Annotated in this window: 23 protein-coding genes, 2 tRNA genes and 1 pseudogene; 13 read left to right on the top strand and 13 right to left on the bottom strand. The window is 40.6% G+C overall.

What is annotated here, in order from left to right; translation table 11 throughout:
* Nucleotides 1-241: 241 nt before the first annotated feature.
* Together CK1_RS13875 and CK1_RS13870 are read right to left on the bottom strand one after the other, a co-directional pair.
* Nucleotides 242-313 (bottom strand) — tRNA-Cys (locus CK1_RS13875).
* Nucleotides 314-350: 37 nt separating this feature from the next.
* Nucleotides 351-423 (bottom strand) — tRNA-Asn (locus CK1_RS13870).
* A 244-nt stretch (nt 424-667) separates the two neighbouring features.
* Between CK1_RS13870 and CK1_RS13865 the strand changes: the two genes are divergently transcribed.
* Entirely contained in the window at nt 668-1,237 is a 570-nt protein-coding gene (locus CK1_RS13865; protein WP_015526818.1) for an NUDIX hydrolase, read from the top strand.
* A 6-nt stretch (nt 1,238-1,243) separates the two neighbouring features.
* Nucleotides 1,244-1,804 carry a flavin reductase family protein gene (locus CK1_RS13860; RefSeq protein WP_015526817.1) on the top strand — a complete coding sequence of 187 codons (561 nt, stop codon included), beginning with the start codon at nt 1,244-1,246 and terminating at the stop codon, nt 1,802-1,804.
* Between the two features lie 92 nt (nt 1,805-1,896).
* Here CK1_RS13860 and CK1_RS13855 read toward each other — a convergent pair whose 3' ends face one another.
* Entirely contained in the window at nt 1,897-2,718 is an 822-nt protein-coding gene (locus tag CK1_RS13855; RefSeq protein ID WP_015526816.1) for a Cof-type HAD-IIB family hydrolase, read from the bottom strand.
* A 77-nt stretch (nt 2,719-2,795) separates the two neighbouring features.
* On the opposite strand from CK1_RS13855, the gene CK1_RS13850 reads away from it, so the two are divergent.
* The 4 genes from CK1_RS13850 (at nt 2,796) to CK1_RS13835 (ending at nt 5,611) form a co-directional block, all read left to right on the top strand.
* Nucleotides 2,796-3,074 carry a DeoR/GlpR family DNA-binding transcription regulator gene (locus CK1_RS13850; RefSeq protein ID WP_092070922.1) on the top strand — a complete coding sequence of 93 codons (279 nt, stop codon included), beginning with the start codon at nt 2,796-2,798 and terminating at the stop codon, nt 3,072-3,074.
* A 190-nt stretch (nt 3,075-3,264) separates the two neighbouring features.
* Nucleotides 3,265-3,408, top strand: coding sequence for a maltose acetyltransferase domain-containing protein (locus CK1_RS13845; RefSeq protein ID WP_015526815.1), 144 nt, complete (start codon nt 3,265-3,267; stop codon nt 3,406-3,408).
* Nucleotides 3,409-3,517: 109 nt separating this feature from the next.
* Nucleotides 3,518-4,819, top strand: coding sequence for a [FeFe] hydrogenase H-cluster maturation GTPase HydF (gene hydF / locus CK1_RS13840; RefSeq protein WP_015526813.1), 1,302 nt, complete (start codon nt 3,518-3,520; stop codon nt 4,817-4,819).
* Nucleotides 4,820-4,918: 99 nt separating this feature from the next.
* Nucleotides 4,919-5,611 (top strand): hypothetical protein, encoded by a 693-nt coding sequence (locus CK1_RS13835; RefSeq protein WP_015526812.1) that lies wholly within the window; start codon nt 4,919-4,921, stop codon nt 5,609-5,611.
* A 199-nt stretch (nt 5,612-5,810) separates the two neighbouring features.
* Here CK1_RS13835 and CK1_RS13830 read toward each other — a convergent pair whose 3' ends face one another.
* A complete protein-coding gene (locus tag CK1_RS13830) occupies nt 5,811-7,574 on the bottom strand; it encodes an ABC transporter ATP-binding protein (protein ID WP_015526811.1) in 1,764 nt (587 codons plus the stop codon).
* On the bottom strand, nt 7,571-9,337 hold the full coding sequence (locus CK1_RS13825; RefSeq protein ID WP_015526810.1) for an ABC transporter ATP-binding protein: 1,767 nt from the start codon (nt 9,335-9,337) through the stop codon (nt 7,571-7,573). Before CK1_RS13825 ends, CK1_RS13830 begins: the two co-directional genes overlap by 4 nt.
* Before the next feature lie 320 nt (nt 9,338-9,657).
* Here CK1_RS13825 and CK1_RS13820 point away from each other — a divergent pair.
* Nucleotides 9,658-10,532, top strand: a pseudogene (locus tag CK1_RS13820) (LysR family transcriptional regulator).
* A gap of 32 nt (nt 10,533-10,564) precedes the next feature.
* Here CK1_RS13820 and CK1_RS18470 read toward each other — a convergent pair.
* Together CK1_RS18470 and CK1_RS13815 are read right to left on the bottom strand one after the other, a co-directional pair.
* Nucleotides 10,565-11,137: a hypothetical protein gene (locus CK1_RS18470; RefSeq protein ID WP_015526807.1), complete on the bottom strand. Its 573-nt coding sequence runs from the start codon at nt 11,135-11,137 to the stop codon at nt 10,565-10,567.
* The gene (locus CK1_RS13815) at nt 11,134-12,723 is read right to left on the bottom strand and encodes a SulP family inorganic anion transporter (protein WP_015526806.1); all 1,590 of its coding nucleotides are present in this window, start codon (nt 12,721-12,723) and stop codon (nt 11,134-11,136) included. The genes CK1_RS18470 and CK1_RS13815 overlap by 4 nt, the downstream gene beginning before the upstream one ends.
* Nucleotides 12,724-12,928: 205 nt before the next feature.
* Between CK1_RS13815 and mnmA the strand changes: the two genes are divergently transcribed.
* Both mnmA and CK1_RS13805 read left to right on the top strand, forming a co-directional pair.
* Nucleotides 12,929-14,017: a tRNA 2-thiouridine(34) synthase MnmA gene (mnmA, locus tag CK1_RS13810; protein WP_015526805.1), complete on the top strand. Its 1,089-nt coding sequence runs from the start codon at nt 12,929-12,931 to the stop codon at nt 14,015-14,017.
* A 261-nt stretch (nt 14,018-14,278) separates the two neighbouring features.
* The gene (locus CK1_RS13805) at nt 14,279-15,586 is read left to right on the top strand and encodes an O-acetylhomoserine aminocarboxypropyltransferase/cysteine synthase family protein (protein WP_015526804.1); all 1,308 of its coding nucleotides are present in this window, start codon (nt 14,279-14,281) and stop codon (nt 15,584-15,586) included.
* Nucleotides 15,587-15,763: 177 nt separating this feature from the next.
* Here CK1_RS13805 and CK1_RS13800 read toward each other — a convergent pair whose 3' ends face one another.
* From CK1_RS13800 to CK1_RS13775, 6 genes are all read right to left on the bottom strand, one after another.
* Nucleotides 15,764-16,621, bottom strand: a complete 858-nt coding sequence (locus tag CK1_RS13800; protein WP_015526803.1) for a polysaccharide deacetylase family protein — start codon at nt 16,619-16,621, stop codon at nt 15,764-15,766.
* A gap of 648 nt (nt 16,622-17,269) precedes the next feature.
* Nucleotides 17,270-17,986: a GHKL domain-containing protein gene (locus CK1_RS13795; protein ID WP_015526802.1), complete on the bottom strand. Its 717-nt coding sequence runs from the start codon at nt 17,984-17,986 to the stop codon at nt 17,270-17,272.
* Nucleotides 17,983-18,219, bottom strand: coding sequence for a hypothetical protein (locus CK1_RS13790; protein ID WP_288787926.1), 237 nt, complete (start codon nt 18,217-18,219; stop codon nt 17,983-17,985). Before CK1_RS13790 ends, CK1_RS13795 begins: the two co-directional genes overlap by 4 nt.
* A 694-nt stretch (nt 18,220-18,913) precedes the next feature.
* Nucleotides 18,914-19,639 (bottom strand): LytR/AlgR family response regulator transcription factor, encoded by a 726-nt coding sequence (locus tag CK1_RS13785; protein WP_015526800.1) that lies wholly within the window; start codon nt 19,637-19,639, stop codon nt 18,914-18,916.
* 447 nt (nt 19,640-20,086) lie between these two features.
* Nucleotides 20,087-20,464 carry an IS110 family transposase gene (locus CK1_RS13780; protein ID WP_015526799.1) on the bottom strand — a complete coding sequence of 126 codons (378 nt, stop codon included), beginning with the start codon at nt 20,462-20,464 and terminating at the stop codon, nt 20,087-20,089.
* Nucleotides 20,465-20,944: 480 nt separating this feature from the next.
* Nucleotides 20,945-21,331 carry an ATP-binding protein gene (locus CK1_RS13775; protein WP_306289108.1) on the bottom strand — a complete coding sequence of 129 codons (387 nt, stop codon included), beginning with the start codon at nt 21,329-21,331 and terminating at the stop codon, nt 20,945-20,947.
* Nucleotides 21,332-21,952: 621 nt separating this feature from the next.
* On the opposite strand from CK1_RS13775, the gene CK1_RS13770 reads away from it, so the two are divergent.
* From CK1_RS13770 to CK1_RS13755, 4 genes are all read left to right on the top strand, one after another.
* Nucleotides 21,953-23,221 (top strand): hypothetical protein, encoded by a 1,269-nt coding sequence (locus tag CK1_RS13770; RefSeq protein WP_306288935.1) that lies wholly within the window; start codon nt 21,953-21,955, stop codon nt 23,219-23,221.
* Between the two features lie 35 nt (nt 23,222-23,256).
* Nucleotides 23,257-23,649, top strand: coding sequence for a zinc ribbon domain-containing protein (locus CK1_RS13765; RefSeq protein WP_015526797.1), 393 nt, complete (start codon nt 23,257-23,259; stop codon nt 23,647-23,649).
* Between the two features lie 216 nt (nt 23,650-23,865).
* Complete coding sequence (locus CK1_RS13760) at nt 23,866-24,174, top strand: hypothetical protein (RefSeq protein ID WP_306288934.1); 309 nt, start codon at nt 23,866-23,868, stop codon at nt 24,172-24,174.
* The gene (locus tag CK1_RS13755) at nt 24,068-25,105 is read left to right on the top strand and encodes a hypothetical protein (RefSeq protein ID WP_015526796.1); all 1,038 of its coding nucleotides are present in this window, start codon (nt 24,068-24,070) and stop codon (nt 25,103-25,105) included. Before CK1_RS13760 ends, CK1_RS13755 begins: the two co-directional genes overlap by 107 nt.
* Nucleotides 25,106-25,124: the final 19 nt, after the last annotated feature.

Genomic DNA, 25,124 nt, shown 5'->3' with positions numbered 1-25,124 from the left:
GATTTTATAAGGTTTTTAACGGTTTTTGGCGGACATATCTATAAATATTAAAGCATGAAAACTTATATTTTAGAATTAATTTTTTAAAAAAGGGAATTGGATTATGGAAAAATGGACTTGTAGAAAAAATTGTGAACTTTTTCTTTCCTATAATTTTGCCACCTTATTTTTTTAGACAGAATTATAGGATTTTGAAAAAAATAAAAAGCCTCGAAAACCTTGATTTTCTAGGCTTTTTAAGAGGCGCAGACCGGATTTGAACCGGTGAATACTGGTGTTGCAGACCATTGCCTTACCACTTGGCTACTGCGCCGTATTTAGTTATTTTGCACAATTATTGGGTTTGTAGCTCCCCCCTGTTGGACTCGAACCAACGACACTGCGGTTAACAGCCGCATGCTCTACCGACTGAGCTAAGGAGGAATATTTAATTTAAGGATTATACCTTAAAAACTACATACATGCCTTGCCTGTAAACAAGGAATTGTTTACAGGCACTTTTTATATGTTTGTATAAATATCCGTTATATATATCGTAATATTTGACCGAATCAAGTAATCCCCTATAGAATGTTTTCTGATAACAGACTGGAAACTATTTCGAAATCATGCTAGAATGAAATTGGTTTGGTTAAGAAAGAATAATTTATGAGAAAGAAGCAGAAAAATGGAATTATTTGATATCATAGATGAAAACGGAAATCCCACTGGAAAGATCGTAGAACGGAGTATTGCTCACGCAGAAGGAATCCCTCATCGTACTGCTCATATCTGGATCATCCGCCGGAGGAATGAAAAAACAGAGATCCTTCTTCAGAAAAGATCCAGAAACAAGGACTCCTTTCCTGGAAAATTTGATACTTCATCTGCAGGTCACATACAGGCGGGAGATGAACCAATGGAATCGGCATTACGGGAACTGAAAGAAGAACTGGGAATCCATGCGGAATCAGCTGATCTGCAGTTTGCAGGAAAATTCCCCATATCTTTTGCCAGAGAATTTCATGGAAAAATATTCCGGGATGAAGAAATCGCTTTTGTTTATATCTACGATCACCCGGTAGAGATCGATCATCTTACACTTCAAAAGGAAGAAGTAGAAGAGGTACAGTGGTTTGATCTGGAAGAAACGTATCAGCAATGCAGTCAGCACAGAGATAAATTCTGTGTTCCGCTGGGAGGTCTGCAGCTTGTACGTCAATTTATAAAAAGTAACGGCAATACAATAAAGGAGTGAAAGATCATGAGAAAAGATTTCGGAGCAAAGCCTTACACTTATCCACAGCCGGTATTAATGATCGCTACATATGGTGAGGATGGAAAACCGGATGTTATGAATGCAGCCTGGGGAGGAATCAGCGATGATAAGGAAATTTCCATCTGTGTCAGTGAAAATCATAAAACAACTGAAAACATCCTGAAAAAAGGCGCTTTTACAGTAAGTATGGCAGATGTGGAGCATATGACAGCCTGCGACTATGTAGGAATTGTTTCCGGAAACAAAGAGCCGGATAAATTTGTAAAAGCCGGATTTACAGCAGAAAAATCTGAAAAAGTAGATGCACCTATTATCAAAGAGCTTCCAATCTGTATAGAATGTAAGCTGAAAAGCTATGATAAAGACACCTGCCGGCTGATCGGTGAGATCGTAAATGTCAGCGTGGATGAGAGCGTTCTGGATGAAAATGGAAACGTAGATGTTGCAAAAGCAGCACCGATCACTTTTGATCCGTTCAACAATGCATATATCCGTCTTGGCGAAAAAGTCGGCGATGCTTTTAAAGCCGGAACGGCACTGAAATAAATAATATCTACTGAAATACAGAAAGTCTCTTTCACAGGTACAGATAAAAAATTATCTTCTGGAAGAGACTTTCTATTTGTTATAAATATTCTTTAATTCAGAACTCCCAATTCTTTAAAGGCCTGAAAAATCCCGTCCTGATCATTACTCTTTGTTACAAAAGAGAAATGTTTTTGCAGCTCAGAAGGTGCATTTCCCATCAAAACTCCACATCCTACTGCCTCCAGCATTTCCAGATCATTATAATTATCTCCGAATGCAATAGTACTGGTAAGAGGGATTTTTCGAAGATCACAAAGATATTTTACAGCTTCCGCTTTGTTTATGCCGCCAGCCATGATCTCCAGAAGAGAATCGGAAGATCTTGCAATAGATAATTCCGGAAAATATTTGCGAAGAAGTGTTTCTGACGGTGACATATATTCAGAATCGCACATACACAGGATTTTATCTACCATAAGCGTATCTGAGAGAGACTGAAGGGATCCCTCTATAGAGGTAGTTTCCACAACCGTTTCTTCATGGATCACATGAGGGTCTGTCCGGTCTTTTACGATCCAGTCTTCTGAGGTAAAAACATTCCAGGTCACGTGAGGACATTTTTTTTCGATCACATCAATGATTTTGGAAGCGTCGGAAATGCTTATTCCTTTTTCGTAAAGGATATTTTGATCTTCATCCAGGATTAGTGCACCACTGAATGCAATGGTACAACAATGGAAATCATTTTTTTTAATAATAGGACGGATGCCGGAAGGGCTTCGTGCTGAAGAAATAGTAAACAGAACGCCCTGATCTGTCAAAGTATGAATGGCGGAACTAGTCAGCGGAGATACCACATGTTCTGAGGTTAGTAAAGTGCCGTCAATATCGCTGAAAACAGCCTGTGGCTTAAATGAAGATAATGGTTTCATATTCGAGATCCTTTCTGTAAAAGATGAGTATAGGTGTTTCTGTATATAAAATAGCACATAAATAACAAAATAAAAATATATCCAGATTTCATTATGACAAAGCTTTTTTTGGAGCCAGTGCAGTAGATGCCTCTTTTGGAGCATCGGCCACTAGAGAGATCGAAGCAGCTGTGAAACGCTGCGTGTATGCCAATGCAGAGGAAAGCTATCTTCTGGCGGACCATACCAAGTTTGGCAAAAAAAATCTCATAAAATATAATGATGTCAGTGAGTACCAGTTGATCTTTACCGATGAAGAATTGGAAACGGAGCAGAAAAATAAAGTGATCCGACAGGGTGGAAGATTTTGTGAATAGCAAAAATACAGAAATTTGTTGACAGAAGATAAATCTGCAGATTATATATAAATATAACAGATTCACGAAAAAGCCTCGGATTATTCAGAAAATTCATGCTTGTAGGTGAATATAGGATATGATAACATAAAAATATCATTTTTGTAAAAACGCAAAAAAGGAGGTGCTGACATGCGCTCAATGAGAAAAAATGCATACAGGAGAGCTATATCTTCCTAATGATGATGAGATCATCCAGGATCAGATCAAAAAGCTGGATCGACTTTATGATTTCAATATGACACGTCCCACACAGTTGGATAAAAGAAATGCTGAAAGAGATACTACACTATGATATAAGAGTGGAAGGAATGTCCGGCTTTTGAAAAATCAAAAAGAAGCAGGTTGATAGGAACAGGAATGGATGAGGACCTGTCTGATGCTGAAAGAAAAGAGGATAAATTATGGGAATGAATGAAACACCGTCAGCAGACCGTGTACATATCGGTTTTTTTGGCAGAAGAAATGCAGGAAAATCCAGTATCGTAAATAAGGTGACAGGCCAGGAGCTGGCTGTGGTATCCGATGTAAAGGGAACTACTACAGATCCGGTAAGTAAGGCCATGGAACTACTTCCTATGGGCCCGGTGGTGATCATAGATACACCAGGTATTGATGATGAAGGACATCTTGGAGAACTTCGCGTCCGCAAGGCGAAACAGGTGTTGAACAGAGTGGATGTAGCAGTTCTTGTAGTAGATGCCACTGTGGGAAAAACCAGTGTGGATGAAGAATTGATCCATATTTTTAAAGAGAAGGAGATTCCATATCTGGTTGTTTATAACAAGGCAGATCTGCTGAAAACAAAAGATGGGAACCGGCTTTCTTCAGATAATAACTTAAACCGGAATACCCATGCGGGTGCGGTCAAAGAGAGTAGTGTCAGCCAGAAACAGGATCATGAAAACCAGAACACAGAGCAATCTATTTATGCCAGCGCCGCCACCGGTCAGAATATCTACGAATTGAAAGAAAAGATCGCTTCGCTGGCAGTAACGGATGAACTGAAATTGCGTCTTGTAGGGGATCTCCTTGAACCATCAGATTTTGCGATTCTTGTTGTTCCCATAGATAAAGCTGCACCAAAAGGGCGTCTGATCCTTCCGCAGCAGCAGACGATCCGTGATGTGCTGGAAGCCGGAGCAGCAGCCATCGTGATCAAAGAGGATGAGCTTTCCAATACACTGGAAACCCTGGGGAAAAAACCAAAGCTTGTGATCACAGACAGCCAGGTCTTTGCCAGAGTCAGTGAAGAAACTCCAGAAGACATTTGGCTTACTTCATTCTCTATTCTGTTTGCCAGATTTAAAGGAAATCTAAAGACAGCGGCAGCTGGGGCAGCAGCACTGGACCGGCTGAAAGACGGTGACAAGATCCTGATCTCAGAGGGATGTACCCACCACAGGCAGTGTGATGATATCGGAACAGTCAAGCTTCCACGCTGGATCCGTAATTATACGGGGAAAGAGCTGGAATTTGAGTATTCCTCCGGAAGAGATTTCCCGGAGGATGTGACGAAGTACAGTCTGATCGTGCATTGTGGCGGATGTATGCTTAATGAGAGAGAAATGCGTTACCGTCAGAAATGTGCATTGGATCAGGAGATTCCTATCACCAATTACGGAATTGCCATTGCCTACATGCAGGGAATCCTGAAACGTTGTGTGGAAATGTTCCCGGATGTGAGGAAAGAACTGGAACAGTAATTTTTTTTCAGGTGTTTACATTTTTTCCGAAAAATGATATAGTAGCGATTGTTCATTTTATAAATTTGCAAAAGGTGACGATAAGGAGTTGCAGATACAATGATCGATCAGACACTTTCACAGGCCCTACAGAAAGAAATTCCAATACTTACAGCTCAGATCCGAAGTCTCTATGCAGAATTCGATAAAAAATTTCATCTTAACGGAGCAAAGATCCCTATAACTTTTGGCATGGAGCCGGATCTGCTGGGATCTTATACAAGAGGCAGCTGCCACGAAAAAGAGCATTTCCATTTTTCTCTGCTGTTTATCGGCTATGCGGTAAAAAATCCTCTGAAAAAAGAAGACCGACTGGATCTTTACAAACATGAATATGCTCACTATATGCAGTATAATTTTCACATTCCCTCAGAGTATCAGTGGCAGCACGGAACCCACGGAAGTGCCTGGAAATACTGCTGTTCCCTGACTGGTGCGGCACCAACGCCATATTATAAGGCAGGGGAAGCTCTGATGAAACACAACTATGAGAAAAAACTCCGAAGCCCGATCCATGACCGTACTGTAACGGTGCGGGATACTTACAGAAGAGAGCAGCAGCACAGGAATACTCAGAACAGTATTGTACGCTATGAGATCGGAGAGGATGTCAGTCATCCGAAATTCGGAACCGGAAATATTGAGCATGTAGAGCAGCTTCCGGGTTCTGTAAGGCTTCACATCCGTTTTGGAGAAGAGCTGAAAGTGATCGATCAGAAATGGCTTCTTCGGACAAAATATAAAAAGATCTGAATATAGTTTTATAAAAATAGACATCATCCTGGATATCAAAATAGATATCATATGGAGATGTTTATTTTTTTATATCATTGAAACAGTATAAAAAATTCTCCGGTACAGAAAATCTGTGTTCCGGAGAATTTTAAGTCAGGCGGATATTTGCGATCCGTATTTATCCAGTTGCCTGATTCGGTTAAAAAATCAGCTTATATTACTCAGAAACCTTCACAAACTGGCTGTTATAAAGCTTCTGATAGAATCCGCCTTTTGCCATAAGCTCTTCATGGTTTCCCTGCTCGATGATGCTTCCGTCTTTCATGACAAGAATCTGATCTGCATTGCGGATGGTAGAAAGACGGTGTGCAACGATAAAGCTTGTTCGCCCCTGCATCATCCGGTCAAATGCCTCCTGGATCAGCATTTCTGTTCGGGTATCAATACTGGAGGTTGCCTCGTCAAGGATCAGCATTGGCGGCAGACACAGCATGACACGGGTGATGCAGAGAAGCTGCTTTTGTCCCTGGCTTAAGCTGTCTTCATAAAGAATGGTATCCAGGCCATTTGGAAGACGGCGGATAAATTCCCAGCTGTGGGACATTTTAGCTGCCTGGATCACTTCCTCATCGGATGCATCCGGCTTTCCGATGCAGATGTTATCACGGACAGTTCCATGCTTGATCCAGGTATCCTGGAGAACCATGCCATAGCTTCTGCGGAGGGCATGTCTGGAAACATCGGTGATGGGGGTTCCGTCCACGGAAATACTTCCACCGGTGACGTCATAGAACCGCATCAGCAGGTTGATAAAAGTTGTCTTGCCACAACCGGTAGGGCCTACGATGGCAATACGTCTGCCTGGTTCTGTATGAAGATTAAAGTTTTTAATGAGAGGTTTGTCCGCTTCGTAGCGGAAGGAAACATTCCGGATATCCACTGCACCTTTTACATCGACAAGAGTTCCGGACGGATCCGGGCTTTCCGGCTCTTCCTCCAGAAGATCAAAGATCCTGGTAGCGCAGGCCAGAGCGTTCTGAAGCTCTGTGATCACGGAGCTGATATCGTTGAAGGGCTTCATATACTGGTTTGCATAAGCCAGCAGTACGGAAAGTCCACCGACAGTCAGATGACCGCCCGGGATCAGAAAGGCACCTGCAAGAGCTACACCTGCGTAAATGATGTTGTTGATACATCGTGTGGATGGGTTGGTGAGGCTGCTGTAAAAAACAGCCTTCTGGCTGGCATCACGGAGTTCTTCATTGATCGCAGCAAAACGTTCGGAAGAACGATTTTCGTAACCAAAGGCCTGAACTACTTTTTGATTTCCGATCATTTCCTCGATCAGTGCAGTCTGACGTCCACGGGCATCACTCTGCGCACGGAACATCTGGAAGGAATGGGAGGAGATGAATTTCGCCACAAAAAAGCTTACAGGTGTCAGGACAATGATCATCAGAGTAATCCACACATTTTTGGAGAACATGAAGAGCAGGGTTCCGATGATGGTGATGACACCGGAAAACAGCTGTGTAAATCCAAGGAGCATACCATCGGAAAGAATATCCGTATCTGCGATGACACGGCTGATGATATCACCGGTGCTGTGTCCGTCCAGGTAGGACAGAGGAAGCTTCTGGATATGGCGGATGGATCTTGCACGGATATCCTGTACTGTGCGGTAGGTCATACGGTTGTTGATGACACTCATGATCCAGGTGGCAATGCCGGAAAATACGATCATGACAAGAATACGGGAAAGATAGAATCCCATTCTTGTAAAATCAACTTCGTGGGCAGCAACGACCTCATCAATGGCATAACCAAAAAGTACGGGAACATACAGCTGCAAAATTACAGTGACTGCTGCTAGGATCACACTTAATACGAGAAGAAAACGGTATTTTCCAATGAAACGTAGTACCTTGAAAAAGGTTGCCATGCTGTTTTTGCTTTTGGCGGTTGTATCTGTTTTACTCATGCCAGGACCTCCTTTCCAGTCGCTTTTTCATATTTGGTACGCTCTTCCGGGAACTGTGAGAAAAAGATCTCACGGTAGGTTTCGCAGGTAGAGATCAGTTCCTGATGGGTTCCTTTTCCGGCAAGCTGACCATCGTCCAGTACCAGGATCAGATCGGCCTGGCGGATGCTGGCTGCTCTCTGGGATACCAGGAAGGTGGTGGTGTTTCCACCAAGCTGGTGAAGGGATTTCCGAAGTGCCGCATCTGTGGCAAAGTCAAGAGCACTGGCACTGTCATCCAGGATCAGGATCTCTGGTTTTTTCACAAGGGCGCGGGCAATGGTAAGTCTCTGACGCTGGCCACCGGAAAGATTCCGGCCGTTCTGTTCCAGACGGAAATCCAGCTGACCGTCCTTTTTCTCTACGATTTCACGAGCCTGAGCGGTGGTAAGTGCTTCCCACATTTCTTCGTCCGTGGCATCTTCCCGTCCCCAGCTTAAGTTATCGCGGATGGTTCCCTGGAAAAGTGCTGCTTTTTGAGGAACTACGCCGATTTTTTCCCTGAGTTCCTGCCTGGAATAGGTCTGTACATTCTGACCGTCGAGGGTAATGACTCCGGAGGTTGCGTCGTAGAAACGGGCGATCAGATCCACAAGAGTGGATTTACCGCTTCCGGTACCGCCGATGATTCCGATCGTAGAGCCTTTTTTTGCGGAAAAAGTGATATCAGAAAGGCTAGGTGCGCCGGTTCCTGCATAGGAGAAACTCACATGGTCAAAAGCGACTGCATAGTCACTGCTTTCCACAGTCGGTAAGGAAGCTTTGTCCGGGTAAGTCATGGTGGAATCGACTTTCAGGATTCCGGCAACGCGATCCGCACAGGCCATGGATTTGTTCAGGGTGATGATCAGGGACGCAAGCTTGATCAGTTCTACGATCATCTGTGCCATATAGTTGTAAAGAGCAACTATTTCACCCTGCTGCATGTTTCCGAGGTTTACCTGTACACCTGCAGTCTGGATCAGGATTACTGTTGCGATATTGATCAGTACATAAGTTGCAGGATTTAAAAGTGCAGAGATTTTTCCGACAAATTCGTTCAGTTTGGTAAGTGCAAGATTGCTTTCGTCAAACTCCGCAACGGCATCAGCTTCACGGCAAAATGCACGGATCACACGGACACCGGTCAGGTTTTCTCTGGTAAGACGGGTGACGGAATCCAGACGTCCCTGTACTTTTTTGAAAAGCGGGATACTTAAAAACATGATCACAAAGACAACCAGGAACAGTACCGGAATGGCAACTGCGAAGATCAGTGCACAGCGTACATTGATGGTAAAAGCCATTACCATAGAGCCTAGAACAATAAACGGGCTTCGAAGAAGAAGACGGAGTCCCATGTTTACTCCGTTCTGTACCTGATTGACATCGTCTGTAAGACGGGTGATCAGCGTGTCAGTGCCAAGGGTGTCCAGCTCCGTATAGGAAAGCTTCTGGATATGGTCAAATACAGCCTGACGCACTTCTGTGGCAAAGCCTACGCTGGCTTTTGCAGCAAAAAACTGTGCAGTAATGCTGACTGCAAGTCCTGCAGCAGCCATCAGTATCAGGATAAAAAACTTCTGAACGATATAGCCGTGGTCATTATTTGCAATTCCCACATCGATGATCTGGGCGATGACGACAGGCACCAGCAGATCAAATACAACTTCCAGAAACTTGAAAAAAGGAGCCAGAACGCTTTCTTTTTTGTAGTTTTGAAGATATTTTGCAAGTGTTCGCATTTCTTTTTCTTCCTCCGTTTCCTTATTTTTCTATAATAAACCTCTGTTATTATACTCCTATGGAGATAATACGTATAATATTGTTTTTAATGTATGATAATATAATTTTGCTATTGCCTGGGACGGAAATCTGTGGGATGATAGAAGTATGGTTTTTCGGATAATTGCATGGGAAAGATATTCATAGTATTTACAAAGCATTGCAGATATAGTATTTTTTAACCGAATTAAGAAAGTACTCTGTGGGACAGCGAAAAGCAATAAGCAGTAGATGGGTTTTGCCTGTGTTATATACCAGATAAAGAAAGAAGGATTTATATATGGAAATCAGACAGCTGGAATATTTTCATGAGATCGCAGCAACAGGAAGCATCAATGAAGCCGCAAGGAGACTGAACATGTCCCAGCCGCCGCTGAGCTATCAGATCAAGCAGCTGGAAGCAGAGCTGAAGGTGAAGCTTTTTGAGCGGACCAGGGCAGGCGTGACACTGACAGAAGCCGGAAAGCTTCTTTATGACAGGACAGAGAACATTTTGAGCTACGTTCGTTCCACAGAACTGGAAGTATCCAAAGCAGGGAAAAAACAGGTTTTACGTATCGGGATCACGCCAACCACAGTGACCACCATTATGCCTTATATTTCCAGATTTTCCAGGGAAAATTGTGATGTAAACTTTGAGGTAAGGGATGCGATCACCTTTACACTTCTGAATTATCTGATGGATGGGATCATTGATGTTTCGGTAGTGCGTACACCTATCAAGCTGGAAGGTTTAAATTATCTGGAACTGGATGAGGAACCCATGATCGCGGTCCTTCCTCCGGAGATCCCGGAAAATGAGACAAAAAAAGAGGGCATCAGCCTTAAAGAGCTGACTGGATGCCCTCTCATTATTTACCGGCGGTACGAAGAATTTCTGATGAAAGCCTTTGGAGAAAAAATCTCCAGCCGGATATTTTCTGTGTCTGCGATGATCCCAGAGACGCCATGCTCTGGGTGCAGGAAGGTCTTGCAACCGCCGTTTTTCCAAGATCCATGGAAGATCTCTGTACAGATCTTCCGATCCGCATCATTGAAGAAGAGAAGCTGAAGACCAGGATCCTTCTTGCCTGGAAAAAGGATCGCAGGCCTTCTGCCGTGATGCAGGATTTTATCAATATCTGTGAGAAATATGCAGGAAACCCTGCAATCTGATCATGGACCTGGAAAGGGGATGTATGCAGAAATCAGTCTTTGAGATGCTCTTCCTTCCAGTGCTTCCATTTCTGAACAGCTTCCGGATTCTGCTTTTCCAGCCGTTCTTCCAGCTTTTTCCGGCGCTGTTCCAGCCGTTCTAGGACTTCCGGATGCTCGGCAAGGATTTTTTCTTTCAGCTTGCCACGGCGCTTTTCTAGAAGATGAAGGATCAGTTTCCGGTCGGAAGTTAATTCCTCAGGCAGCTCATCCATATGTAATTCAATTCTTCGAAGCAGTTCATCCTCATCCAGAACACCCAGCCCATGCCAGTTATCCAGAAGCTCTTCCAGACCTTCTTCGGAGAGACGTTGGATATCCGGGATCTGATGCAGCTGTTCAATAATGTGATGGACAGATTCTTCGATCTCTTTTACTGCATCATCACCAAAAGCCCAGGCGAACTCTTCCAGGGTATTTTCTTCCTCTGCCGGAAGAAAAGCGATACTGCGGCGCAGAAGCTTTGTCTCGTCTTCCTTTGGAACATCCAGTTCATAAGGGGCTTCGATCCCTGCGTCATGCAGAGCAGCAAGAATGGTACGGCGGACCATACCGTCCTTGATCATATGACCGATGCCGAACTGACGCAGCTGGTCATTGATCTGGGTGGAATGCTCTGTGAGGTAAAAACGGATCCCACGTTTTTCAGGCTTGCGGAGATGGCATCCAGACGGTCTGCTGCTGTGATATCAATGCTGTTGATAGCACTGGCATCTACGATCACTACCCTGGTGTCTTTTCGGATGCTGTTCTCAATATCTTCCTGAAAAATCTTTATATTTGCAAAAAACAGGTTTTCACTGAAACGGTAGATCACAACGCCCTTAATAGGGTAGGCGAAACGGTTTTTGGACAGATCAAAATAAGCATCTCTTCCAGGGATCATACCACGGAAGGAGCGCGGCGGGTTGGTGGCCTTCAGGATCACAGCTACGAAAGAGAGCAGGATACCAATGATAACCCCATAAATGGTTCCAAGACAGAGCACACTGAAACCGGCAGCCATGAAGATGTAGAATTCTGTACGGCTTACTTTGAAAAGACGTACAGCCAGATGGGTTTCCACCACATCCATCAGAGCAGAGATCACAATGGCTGTCAGTACAGGAACCGGAAGATATCCGATAAAACCGGTGCCGAAAAGAAGGATCAGAGCCATGGTGATCCCGGCAGTGATGGAAACCGCCTGAGATTTTCCACCGTACTGTTCATTGAGGGAGGTGCGGGAGATACTGCCGTTTACCGGGCAGCAGCCTACTGCGGCGGCAGCAATATTTCCGGCGGCACAGGCCAGGATTTCCTGACGGTCGTTCAGCTTATAATCATTGCGGAACGCAAAGGTATTCTCTGCAAGAAGAGTTTCTGCCATAATGACAACAGCAACCATAAGACCGCGGCCTGCCGCCTGGGTCAGATCAACATTTCCGAAATCCGGGATCACCAGGGAGGGAAGTCCACGTTCTACAGACTGCAGGAGGACTACGCCTTTTTCGTCCACATGAAAAACAACGGTGGAAAGAACACCCAGAGCCATAATAACGATAGCCATGGGGAATTTCGGCGCCAGCTTTTTAAATGTGCGGATCAGCACCAGAGCACCAAGCCCCATGAAGAGGGAAAGCCAGCTGATATTTTTGGCAGCAGCAAAGATATGCTCTGCCAGTTCCAGGAGCTCTCCGGATCCTGCAGGACTTCCCATAAGTTTCGGGATCTGCATCAGGATGATGGTAACTGCGATACCGCTGATAAAACCGCCCATAACAGGTGTGGAGATAAAGTCCACGATCTTATCTGCGTGAAGCAGAAAGAAGATAAACAGCCACAGACCTGCAAAAAGTGCGATGGCAGGAACATAATCCATGGCAGCTTCTGACTCTGCAGCAATGCCAAGAGTAGACAGTGCACCACCTACAATGGCAGCAGGTGCCGCATCAACTCCGAAGATAAACTGTCTTGAAGTGGAAAATAGAGCAAACAAAAGGATCGGCAGAACAGAACCGTACAGTCCGTATACCGCCGGGATCCCGGAAATCTGGGCATATCCCATGGAGATAGGGATGGAAACAGCTGCTATGATAATGCCGGAGAAAATATCTTTGGGAAGATATTCTTTACGGTAACCCCGCAGCGTGGAAAACAGGGAAAGATTCATATAGTCACATCCTTTTCTGAAAAATATTTTCTATTATATACCAAAGAGAGCCTGCAGGAAAGAAGCAAAGCAAAGGTTCCGGGTGAAAAATCGTGGACAAAGAATAACTGCCATATTATAATAAATGCGAAATTGCAGTAACCGTAAGAGAATACATACTGCAAAGTTGAGAAATCATCAATCATCAGGAAAGGTTAAGATATAAATGAAAAAAGTGATCATAGCAATGAGCGGCGGTGTAGACAGCTCCGTGGCAGCTCTTTTGACAAAGGAATCCGGTGACGAGTGCATCGGCGCTACCATGAAACTTTACAACAACGAAGATATCGGTGTCCACAGGGAAAAGACCTGCTGTTCCCTGGACGATGTTGAGGATGCCAGAAGCGTAGCCTATCAGATGGATATGCCTTACTACGTGTTTAATTTTACCGCAGATTTCCATACAGAGGTTATGGACAGGTTTGTAGATGCCTACGAAAACGGCTGCACCCCTAATCCATGTATCGACTGTAACCGATATCTGAAATTTGATAAAATGTTTCACCGCATGCAGGAGATTGGCTACGATTATATTGTAACCGGACATTATGCAAGAGTGGAGTACGATGAGAAACGGGACCGCTACCTTCTGAAAAAAGCAGTGGACGATACAAAGGATCAGTCATACGTTCTCTATATGCTGACCCAGGAACAGCTGGCACATGTAAAGCTTCCGCTTGGAGGTCTCCGGAAGGACCAAGTTCGTGTCATTGCCGAAAAACATGGCTTTATCAATGCCAGAAAGCATGACAGTCAGGATATCTGCTTTGTGCCGGACGGCGACTATGCGAAATTTATTGAGAAGTACACAGGCAAAAAAACACCGGAGGGTGATTTTGTAGATAAAGAGGGAAACTATATCGGACGCCATAAGGGAATCATCCATTACACGATCGGCCAGCGCCGCGGCCTTGGCATTCCGGCGGCCAGCCGTCTTTATGTCTGTGAGATCTCTCCGAAGACCAATACGGTAGTTCTCGGGGACAACGAAGATCTTTTCAGCAGTGAACTGGAGGCAGACAATGTAAATCTGATCTCTGTGGACAGCTTAACTGAGCCGAAAAGAGTGACTGCCAAGATCCGTTACCGTCACAAAGAGCAGCCTGCCACTGCATGGCAGACACCGGATGGCATCCTTCATGTGAAATTTGATGAACCGCAGAGAGCCATCACAAAAGGCCAGGCTGTAGTGATGTATGACGGAGATGAGGTTGTAGGTGGTGGCGTTATAAATAAAATCTATAGCCAGTCATAAATAAAGGTGAGAACCTAAATAGATAAACCCCATTGACATACTAGGAAAAGGGTGATATGATTGCATCATCAAAAAACGGAGCACACAAAACAAGGTGAGCAACGTGATGATCAGGAGGAAATCATGAAGGTTTTACAGAAGTCAACAAGGGTGTTTATCGAAGAAAAGCGAATGTGTTGTTGTCGCTGATAGGCAGATGATCATAAGATAAGAAATTACTATTTTACCGAATATAACAATAAAAGAAAAGAGGACAAACACATGAGCAAAATTACAAGAGATCAGAGAAAATTCAAATTTGAGACATTACAGCTTCACGTAGGACAGGAACAGCCGGATCCGGTTACAGATGCAAGAGCAGTACCAATCTACCAGACATCTTCCTATGTATTCCGCAACTGCGATCATGCAGCAGCACGTTTCGGACTTGCAGATGCCGGTAACATTTACGGACGTCTTACAAACCCGACAGAGGACGTATTCGAGAAGAGGATCGCAGCACTTGAGGGTGGCTCCGCAGCACTTGCAGTAGCATCTGGTGCAGCAGCTATCACATACACGATCGAGAATCTTGCACAGCAGGGAGATCACATTGTAGCAGCCAAAAATATTTACGGCGGTACAACAAACCTTCTGGAGCATACGCTTCCGGCATACGGAATCACAACAACATTTGTTGATGTATTCAATCTCGAGGAAGTGGAGAATGCGATCCAGGAGAACACAAAAGCTGTTTATATTGAGACTCTTGGAAACCCAAATTCTGATGTTGTAGATATTGAGGCTCTTGCAAAAATCGCTCACAAACATAAAATTCCGCTTGTTGTAGATAATACATTTGCAACACCATACCTCGTAAGACCGATCGAGTACGGCGCAGATATCGTTGTTCATTCCGCAACAAAATTCATCGGTGGCCACGGAACTACTATTGGTGGTGTGATCGTAGAGAGTGGTAAGTTCGACTGGGAGGCATCCGGCAAATTTGCATCTCTTACAGAGCCAAACCCAAGCTATCATGGCGTAAGCTTCACAAAAGCATGCGGACCGGCTGCATTTGTTACAAAGATCCGTGCGATCCTTCTTCGTGACACAGGAGCAACAATTTCTCCGGTGAGCTCCTTCATCTTCCTGCAGGGACTTGAGACACTGTCTCTCCGTGTAGAGCGTCATGTTGAGAACGCACTGAAGGTTGTACAGTATCTGAATGATCATCCGCAGGTAGAGAAGGTTCATCATCCGTCTGTATCCACAGATCCAAGCCAGCAGGAGCTTTATAAGAAATATTTCCCTAACGGCGGCGGTTCCATCTTTACATTTGAGATCAAGGGAGATGCACAGAAGGCAAAAGATTTCATTGATAACCTTGAGCTGTTCTCACTTCTTGCAAACGTTGCAGATGTGAAATCCCTTGTTATCCATCCGGCTACTACAACACATAGCCAGTGCACAGAGGAAGAGCTTCTTGATCAGGGAATCAAGCCAAACACGATCCGTCTTTCTATCGGAACTGAGAATATCGATGATATCATCCAGGATCTTGATGAGGCATTCAAGGCTGTCCAGTAAATAAGACAATTAAATAAGAAGAACACCTTCTGAAATCAATAGCACAGAAAAATCTGCTCCGGAACATATGAGAACATAGTCCCGGGGCAGATTTTTTGTGTGCTTATCTGGAGAATCCAAAAAGCGGGAAGAACAGTGTTGATGGCACTGAGGATGCATGGATCATGTGCGATTTTTTCAGGCGGATCCCGATGCCACAAGTTCTTCTAATGTTCCGAAGGTATATCCCATCTCTTCCCATTTTGTCAGCAGCTCATCCAGAATGGAAGCATTGGTGGAAGAGGTGCTGTGCAACAGCACGATGGCACCCGGATGGATCCGTCCCAGAAGCTTTTCAAAAGCTTCTTCTTTCGAAGGCTGCTTATCCTGATACCAGTCCACATAAGCCAGACTCCAGAAAAAGGTGTGGTATCCCATCTCTTTTGCCATCTCTAAATTTTCCACGCTGTAAATGCCCTGGGGCGGGCGATAAAATTTTGTCATTTCTTTTCCGGTGGCTTCCTTATAAAGAACCTCCACATCCTCAAGCTGCTTCTGAAAGGCTTCCTTTGTGGAGATGCCGGACATATCCGGGTGTGTCATGGTGTGGTTGCCTATGGTATGGCCTGCATCTACGATCTCACGGATCAGTTCCGGTTTTTCACGGATCAGAGTCCCCACAACAAAAAATGTGGCATGTACCTGATGCTTATGTAAGGCGTTCAGAAGAGCAGGCATATTTCCATTGTCATAGCCTGCGTCAAAGGTAAGATAGATTTTTTTCTCATCGCTATCGGCTGCATACCAGGCATTGTATTTTTTTAATTCTTCCATAGAAGCATTTCCTGTGGGCCGTTTGCCTTCTTCCTGAAAACCGAGCCCCCAGTTTTCATTTTGGAATGTCATAGAAGCAGAAGAGGTCTGGCTGTTTTTGGCAGAATTCGGATCGGATCGTGGGTCGCAAGTAAAATGGGAATAGATCTTTCCTACAAGACTGCCAAGAGCAAAAGCCATGACAAAGAAAAAAATAAGACGGTAGATGTGTTTTTGTTTCATGGGAACCTCAGAGAAAGTGGAGTTATTAATATGTTTATGAACACAGAGAAGAAGATATGAAGGCAGAAGATCATGAGATCATGTCTGTGAGACAGAGGTCAAAATAAGCAAAAATAAGAGTCATCAGCGATTGATTTCTTCTGCCGATGACTCTTTTAATTTTCATTATCCAATGGAATATACCTCTCATTTCTTAGATTTAAAACTTATACGGAATTAAAATTTACGTTCTCGGTGGTCCGTACCTCCTTGTTTTAATTATGATGGAAAATCTTTAAATCTTCTGGTGGACTGTACCTCTCTTTCTTAGATTATGGAAAGTAAGTTATGTTTTCGGTGGGTTCACGCTCCTTTTTGATTTAGTTTTTTGTTTTCCGTTTGTTTTATTTGATGGTTAAACTATAACAGATAAAATAGAAAATGTCAATACTAAATTTGAAAAATAATAAAAATAAATTAAAAGAGAAATATAATAACAGCCATACATGCAAAATAATCAGATAATATTAAAGCGTCAACAATACAGGAAAAATAAATAGATGTTTTATTAATAGCGCAAAAGAATGACAGATTCAAAAGTATTTCCATAGTCATGCCATTGCCAGCTTCCGTCATACTTGTGGCAGATATCTTCAATAATAGAAAGTCCTAATCCGTGATTAAAAGAATCTTTTTTGTAGTAGTATGATCAAATACTGTTTGCGGATTTTTACTATTTTTAACCAGGATAGAAATAAATCCTTTAGAGGTTGTCAAGGACAGGGAAAGATATGGTTCCGCAGATTCAGAAGAACGGCATGCTTCAATAGCATTATCTAATATGTTAAATAAAACACTGCATAAATCTGAGGACTGAATATTTGATTTTTCAGGAAGAAAAATCTTGTAGTCTGTATGGATACCTAAATGCTGAGCAAACAGTCGTTTGGATTCCAGAATGGCAAGAATAAGATTATCTTCGCAATAAGGATGAAAGCGGTCACGCTGGAAAGCTTCAAGGACCTCGTAAACGAGTTTCTGTGCATTTTCGCAATCATTTTCATGCAGAAGTTTTTGTATTGACTGGAGATTTTCTGAAAATTGTTTCTGGGCTTTAAGTGAGGTGGCTTCCTGTTGATTCATTAATAACAGATGTTCAGAGTTTAAAAGTTGTTGCTTTTTTAACAGATTAAGCTCTGCTTCTACTTTTTCGCTTGTAAAAAGCTGCATTAAAAGCTGATATAAATTGTAACATAAGATAGCTGCAGTCAGGCAGGTCAGTAAAAAAATGAATTCAAATATTGTCCGGTATAATTCGACAGAAGATAAAATATCTGAAAAAAGAGCTAAAGATATAATAAAAATTATTTTTTGTTTAAAAGTCATAGTATCGAATCCTCCTGATTGAGTGATTTACAGACTGATGTATGATTATTATGGTCTATGTTATTGCTTAACACAGAATTACAATATTTTTCTGCTGCATCTGTTTTTTTCATATCTATAAGATAAGCTAACGAAAACAGATGGTTTTCTATATCATGATTCCATTTGCGGATTTTAATGTATTCTTGTTTCATTTCTTCTGATACTTCCATTTGTTTTTTCAGTAATTCCATTTTATGGAGATTCTGTTTGAAATTTATCTGCTCTTGTTCTAAGGATTTAAGACCATGTATAAATAAAAGAAAACTTATACAGCAGCAAGTGATATATAAAATAACAGGAATAAACTGGTTACTGAATTTATAATGCTGTAGGAATTCTGTTGCAATCAGGGGCAGGAAAATAGGAAGAATAATAAACAGCAGTAAAGTAAACTTCAGATAATTTATACATTCCCGTAAAAGAGAGAAAACATTTTTATAAAATAGATAAGCAAAAGAAAAAATGAGCAATTGTATGATCAGCTTTTCATGGAAAGTGCATAGAGAATAAATATTTATTGCAGTATATGTATGCTGGTGAATAAACCGGTTGTAAATTTGTATGTAAATATTCAATGCCAGAAGTTCAGTTAATATGCTGGTAAAAAGAATAATAAAGTAAGCTATCAGCTTTTTTTAATGGAGCCTCTGAATAAAGAAAAAAGATTCAGAAACATGACTATTTGTGTTAACATCGTCATTTCGTTATTGTGTCCATATATTTTGAGCATATGAAAAGAAGACAGCAAAACAAAACAAACTAAAATATGGACAAAAGCTTTCGCTTTTGAATTTATTCGTCTGGGAAAAAGCTGCATGAAACAATATACAGGCATAGTTGAATGATATGCAGCAATAAGCATTGCAAATAACAGGTTTTTTAACATTACAGAACCTCACTTGAATTTCGGAGTAACAATTGTGCAAAGGCATCTTTAGTTGCCTGGTAATAGTTTCGGCTTACAGGAATATGGGTTCCATCAGAAAGTTCAATGCCAGCATGGCTGAAAGTATGTATGGTATTTATGTTGACCGCAAAACTTTTATGACATATACAAAAATCAGGTTTTAATTGTTCGATAAGAATCGGAATTTTTTCACGACAATAGTAAATCTGCGATTTGGTATGTATTTCAGTATTTCGTAGTTTTCGCTCCATATAAAAAATATCGGATCGAAGGAGACGGTAATCTCGGGACTGATAATTAAAACAAAAATACTGTTGACGGAGTTTATTCAGTTTGCGGCAGGAAGCAGAAAGTGCTTTAGGAAGATATTCTTCCATTTGCTGTTTATAAACAAAATAAATATGATCTGTTTCATAAACAGAAGATGCATATTGCAGATATTGGCTGATAAAAATTATCTGTGTATTCGGATTTAATAAATTGATTCTCTGAGCAAGTTTGATTCCAGACACAGATTCAGATCCAAGTTCAATATCCATGAGAATAATATGATAAGGACATTGCTCATTGGAAATTTGATTGAGAAAATCAGTGGCCGAAGAAAAGGTATCAATTTCGACTGGAATTTCAAGAGAAGAACAGGATAATGTATGAATTTGTCTGCATTGAATGTCATTATCTTCACATATTGCGAGTTTCAGCATAGGAATCTCTCCTTGAAATAAGTGATTTTGAAAGTATTATAACACAATTTTTCAATTAATAGTAAAAATTCAAGTAAAAAATCTATGATAAATGAAAAATTTAAAAACTGATGCTTGTAGAAATAGTAAATGGTTAATTATGTACTTTACTATGTCTGTTTATGCAAATGACTAAAAAAAGAAAAAGTATGGTAAAATTAAAGTTACAAAAATTCATCATATTAGGTATTAGGGGGGAAGAGAAAATGGATAAAATAAAAAGATGTTTGCAATGTGGAAGAGAGGTGTCTCAGATTCTGTGGACAATGTGGTAAGAGAGTAAATTGAGCCTGCAAATAAAAAGTCAAGGCTAAATTGAAAGAACATTGAAAATTTTATACAGGTTGAAAATTGGGTATCAAAATAAGACCACCACACCAGTGCTGGTCTGAAAATATTAGTGGATAATTAAGATTCTGGAAGAGATGAAAGATATTCTTTCACTCGTCCGTAGTAGATTCTTAGAAACTTGTTAGCACCTGCAGTCATATAGACATAGTAAGGCTTGCCTTGAGCACGTTTCTTATCTAAGAACTGATAAACAGGATCATCTTGAGGATGCGTTTTAATCAGGACATCCATTACCTGAAATAAAGTCTTTCTAAGATCAGCGGAACCTCGTTTTGAGGTAGGAACACTTTTTTGTTCATAGGTTCCGGATTCATTAACACCAGGATCTACACCGGCAAATGCAGTAATAGCATTTTTGTGAGTGAAACGGGAAACATCTCCGATCTCAGCCATCAACTGAGGACCAAGTGAAGTTCCAACCCCTTTCATAGCCATAACGACAGGATATTCCGGGAGTTTGGATGCAGTTTCATTCATGAGAGTGCGTAGTGATTCAACAGTTGTACGAAAGCAAGATGATGATTAAGGGAGGGATATGATGAGAAAGATTAAAAAGTATTTTATTATAATATTATTAAGTATATTCACTTTAACAACTGTAGAAACTTCATCACTGAATTTTAGTGCATGTAAATGGAGTAAAAAATGGAAATGTACAATACAAATGTTTATATAACAAGAAAAAAATTTCATTAAAAAAATGGAAACAGATAACTGATAAATGGATTAAACAAACAAGCACTTTGAAATATTATAGAAATACTACAAGTAACAGAAAAAAACATATGAAAATGTAAAAGTAATAATCACAGTAAAATAGGGAAGAGGTGCAAATTATGCTCAAACGGAATGCCAGTTCCGCTACTGCGGAACGGCTATTCCATTTTTAACGGTACGAAGTACCGCTAGATGATATCATTCTGTTTCACGCATATTTATACCGTTCATCTCCAGACGATATGTATGATGTTTATCTGTGATTCGTGTAAGGCACGCATCAGCGTAGGTATTATCAGCAAACATATCAAACCATGTACTGACTGGAAACGGTGAGATGACTACAGTTGATTTTCTTCCATCCCTGGTGTCAAGGATTTCAAAAAGATCCCGGCATTTATCAAGATTGAGATCCATAAGGCCAAAATCATCGATCACAAGAAGATCCAGCTTGGTCAGCTTATTCAGGTAATCCAGATTTGTGGATTTGATACGTGCCTGTTCCATTTCGCCCATAAGAGTGTTCGCTTTTATATACTTTACACTCTTAGACTGCTTCATTGCAGTTACACAAAAAGTATTGATTGAAACAATCTCAAACCCTCAGCAGAACTGGGGAGACTCGTGGACACAAGGAGCGATAAATGTAGTATCAAATTAGAATGTGGGTCTAGCAAACCACATAAAAGACAACGGAGGTATCCATGGATAATCAAAGTTTAGCACATAGTAGGTATATACGTACCATATAAGAAGTGATGTCTTTATTGTTAGTAGAAGCAATACAGGCAACTACAAAAGTCTTGTGGATATCAATGCCACAGCAGATTTTGTACACGATTTTTAAAGTCATAGGGATTCCTTTCGGAACCGTGAGGTTCAGAGAATTATAGGGAGTAACGGCATTGACTGAACGCCTAAGCCATAAACGAGATTGTTTATACAAAGATGAGATTACGTGTTCAAAGTCACACTTATTTGTGCTTGAAAAGGCGGACTACACATATAAAAATACGGTCATCCGGCAAGCCGGACAGCCCACTCACCTCCCCGTGATTTGTAGTATACCGAGATCCCTATAAGAAGAATTATAAAGAAAAACTCAGGAAAACATTTTCATAACGTTTTTTGCCTGAGTGAAGCGAAAGGAATGGATATAAATATGAAAAAATAGTACAAATATGTTTGATAATGACAGGAATTTTTTTGGGAGTTTTTAATGTTTATGGATCTTCGACGTATCAGATTCTAAAAGATCAACAAATCGAATTTACGGATATTCTGGTAGAGGGAGATAGTTTAGTTCTGGTAAGAAATGAAAAAAATGGTTTTTCATCAGAAGGAATATATTTAGGTGTGTATAACTGTGTTGAGAGAATGTGGACTGTAGAATATCAGGCCTATGATGAATATTTGGAATCATCCTATTATGCAGGAGATGGAATATTCGCTTTGTCGGATGGAGAGACCACTACGTTATTAAATACTAAGACGCAGGAATTTTTGAAATTGGATATAAATGTTAATTTTAATAATCTTCATTTTTATAATGGATGTGCGGTGAGCGGAGCCAGAGAATCCTATGGAGATCAATTGTATGGAATTTATAAAATCGACGAAGATGGAAATTACCAAAATACAGGTATTACAGATTTTATTACCGAGGATAAAATATTGAGACCTGATGATTTTGAATTTGTATATGCGGATGGAAAGCAGGCTGTTTATATTTATGATGGAGAAGAGTTTTATATATATGATGTTGCTGCAGCAGAAGTTTACGACATTTACAATCCGGATTATGCTGATAAGTTCTGGCATGGGTGGTCTGATACATTAAAAGTAAGTATATGTGGAGAAAAATATCTCGTTCTTTTAAATATGGAAGGTACTGACGGACAAAATTATTATGCGGTTATGGATTTTTATGGAAGTATGATTACGGAGGCAACGAAATGTGATTTGGCAATAGCAACGGAAAAAGGAAACATTGTAGTAAAAAACGGTGATGGATTAAATGAGATTGAGCTTGCTAAATTGGAAACACCAGAAGAACAGTCATTAAATTTGATGCCTTTATTGGAAACAAACCGTTCTTGGAGAAATGAGCAAACGGCTGGAATGGATATTCAGGGAAATACTTATGGAAATGCAATAGAGTATTCTTTTGTCACTGATCCGTTTGGTACAGAAGAATACAGTACGTGCGATGCGTGGTATTTAGGAGAAAATTATTCAAGACTTACGGGAACCTGGTATTTTCCTGCAGATCAGATTCAAGATGGATTTGCACATATAAGATTAATAGGCGATGGAAATGTAATATATGATAATTCAGAGTTAAATGCAGATAATTGTCGGATCGATTTTAATATAGATGTAAGCGGAATCAGAGAGCTTAGTTTTGAATATAACGGGATTTGTGATATGACGGATATTTTGTTTGGCATGTCTGATGCTAAATTATGTAGTTGAGAGATTTTTAAATAAATGATAAAGGGGAAGAGAAAATGACAAAAGTTAAAAGGTGTTCACAATGTGGAAAAGAAGTGTCTCAAGGTGGTTCGTTTTGTCCGTTCTGTGGAAACATTATAAATGAGAATGTGAAGAGTGAAAGTAGAGAATCAGCTATATATGGGTTAGATGATGATACTCAAAAGAAATATCAAACTGATATAAATAAAAAATTACAAAAACAAAAACATCTGGAATATCAAAAAGAAAATTTATTAAAAAAGAAAAAGAGTTTGGGACTGAAAATTGATAATTACAGCAAGATTATACAAAAAGAGATTCCGAGTTGTGAACGAAATAAAACGGCACCGAATATGCCAGTTATAAAAATTGAGAATTCTAAAATGGACGTCAAATGGTATATAAAGTGGTTTTTCAGCATACAGTGATTATTCTGTTGATGAACTGCGTAGTGCAAGATTCGCGAATTCGAATATGGTGATGTGTATAGAAAAAATATCGGGAAAAATCATCAGTGCTGCTGTGGACAGGTGTATTCCAATAAAAATAATAAATGCCCGCTTTGCGGAAAGGAAAGAAGGGATAAGTAGTATGAATGATACAGAATATAGAGAAAGATGCAAAGAGTTAGAAAAAATATACATATGTTAGAATCTGAAGTCAATGTATTAAACAATGAATGTGAAAAGTTGTCGGATTTAAAAGAAAAGAGTCGAAATAGTCTGCAGATGTCTTCTTTTGGGAATAATCCGATATTTGTGGAAAAAGCACAAGTTAATATGGAGAAAGAAATTCCAACAATAGGTAAATCTCAAGATAAAAAACTGAAGATAAAGGAGAAAAGGTATGAAGAAGAAAAGTGCTCTGTTTTTATTGCTGATTGGAGGAACTATGCTATCCGGATGTATTGGAAATCCAAAATTAGAAGAGGATACTATTGGGGAAATTATTAGTGAAAAAGATCCAGTATATGATTATCTGCAGGGATATGTGGATAATGTGTCCCTAGTAAAAGAAAAGGATGATGGCGATAGCAAAACAGTATGGGTAAAAACTACAACCGAGTTTGATAATTTTACATATGAAGGAAGTTACGTAATTGACTGTGGCTTGTATTCCAAGAATGGAAATAAGGAGTGGGACGTGAATAACTTTCAAATTGATTATGAAGACATACGTTTTATTCCAACGCAATATGATTATACGGGAACTTGGATGTCTGAAAATGCAGAATATTGTTTTTATATGAATCAATTTGATTGGGAGAATGGGAAAATAGGAGCGGTCGACGAATTACTATTACAAAATTTTTCCAGAGATTTAATAGGATATATTGATGATAGCGATAACATTTTACATTTTGGTATGAAGACTCGAAATAGTGATGAGCTTAAACTGGATTTTAATAGTGAAAAATATGATGAGAACTATATGGTAATACAGGCATTTGATGTGTATCATTTTGGGGAAAAATGTTATCACATTTCAAATGAGCAAATGGGGATTTCTGGAATCACATATACGGATTTCGCATCAGAGGATGGATATGAATATCGTGATGAAGATTATAATATGGCGAATTGTCTCCAATTAAAGACAAAAGATGGAGAAATGGTTTTAAATGCTTCGGCTCTGTTATATAGTTGTGGCGGAACATCGGAGGTTTGTGTGGATGAAGATGTGAATTACCAATTAGATTTTGCGTACGATATAGAAGATTATATGCGAAACTTTATTGGGCAGGAATTAGAGTTATATTCGTTTGATACGAAGCTTACAACATTATCTTTTTCAGAAGAAGATATATATCCTTTTTTTCATATATTTATTCCGAAAGCGAAAAAGATAAAGTGGAAAAAGCGTATTGCATGTCAAATGCTGTAGATATGTATTGCAAGATTTT

Origin of the sequence: Ruminococcus sp. SR1/5 (assembly GCF_000209835.1) — a bacterium.
In the GTDB taxonomy this organism is placed as follows: Bacteria; Bacillota; Clostridia; order Lachnospirales; family Lachnospiraceae; genus Blautia_A; species Blautia_A fusiformis.
Note: the sequence above shows the minus strand (reverse complement) of the source record. Positions and strands in the feature narration are given on the sequence as shown.

Coding starts and splice junctions, on each gene's coding strand:
- CK1_RS13790 (WP_288787926.1), bottom strand. CDS start 18,219: ATGGAATTACTGAAAAAACAAATGGAAGTATCAGAAGAAATGAAACAA.
- CK1_RS13815 (WP_015526806.1), bottom strand. CDS start 12,723: ATGAATCTTTCCCTGTTTTCCACGCTGCGGGGTTACCGTAAAGAATAT.
- CK1_RS13765 (WP_015526797.1), top strand. CDS start 23,257: ATGACAAAAGTTAAAAGGTGTTCACAATGTGGAAAAGAAGTGTCTCAA.
- CK1_RS13760 (WP_306288934.1), top strand. CDS start 23,866: ATGTTAGAATCTGAAGTCAATGTATTAAACAATGAATGTGAAAAGTTG.
- CK1_RS13865 (WP_015526818.1), top strand. CDS start 668: ATGGAATTATTTGATATCATAGATGAAAACGGAAATCCCACTGGAAAG.
- CK1_RS13800 (WP_015526803.1), bottom strand. CDS start 16,621: ATGAAACAAAAACACATCTACCGTCTTATTTTTTTCTTTGTCATGGCT.
- CK1_RS13845 (WP_015526815.1), top strand. CDS start 3,265: ATGCATACAGGAGAGCTATATCTTCCTAATGATGATGAGATCATCCAG.
- CK1_RS13780 (WP_015526799.1), bottom strand. CDS start 20,464: ATGGCTATGAAAGGGGTTGGAACTTCACTTGGTCCTCAGTTGATGGCT.
- CK1_RS13805 (WP_015526804.1), top strand. CDS start 14,279: ATGAGCAAAATTACAAGAGATCAGAGAAAATTCAAATTTGAGACATTA.
- CK1_RS13825 (WP_015526810.1), bottom strand. CDS start 9,337: ATGCGAACACTTGCAAAATATCTTCAAAACTACAAAAAAGAAAGCGTT.
- CK1_RS13785 (WP_015526800.1), bottom strand. CDS start 19,639: ATGCTGAAACTCGCAATATGTGAAGATAATGACATTCAATGCAGACAA.
- CK1_RS13835 (WP_015526812.1), top strand. CDS start 4,919: ATGATCGATCAGACACTTTCACAGGCCCTACAGAAAGAAATTCCAATA.
- CK1_RS18470 (WP_015526807.1), bottom strand. CDS start 11,137: ATGATCAAGGACGGTATGGTCCGCCGTACCATTCTTGCTGCTCTGCAT.
- CK1_RS13755 (WP_015526796.1), top strand. CDS start 24,068: ATGAAGAAGAAAAGTGCTCTGTTTTTATTGCTGATTGGAGGAACTATG.
- CK1_RS13855 (WP_015526816.1), bottom strand. CDS start 2,718: ATGAAACCATTATCTTCATTTAAGCCACAGGCTGTTTTCAGCGATATT.
- mnmA (WP_015526805.1), top strand. CDS start 12,929: ATGAAAAAAGTGATCATAGCAATGAGCGGCGGTGTAGACAGCTCCGTG.
- hydF (WP_015526813.1), top strand. CDS start 3,518: ATGGGAATGAATGAAACACCGTCAGCAGACCGTGTACATATCGGTTTT.
- CK1_RS13795 (WP_015526802.1), bottom strand. CDS start 17,986: ATGACTTTTAAACAAAAAATAATTTTTATTATATCTTTAGCTCTTTTT.
- CK1_RS13830 (WP_015526811.1), bottom strand. CDS start 7,574: ATGAGTAAAACAGATACAACCGCCAAAAGCAAAAACAGCATGGCAACC.
- CK1_RS13860 (WP_015526817.1), top strand. CDS start 1,244: ATGAGAAAAGATTTCGGAGCAAAGCCTTACACTTATCCACAGCCGGTA.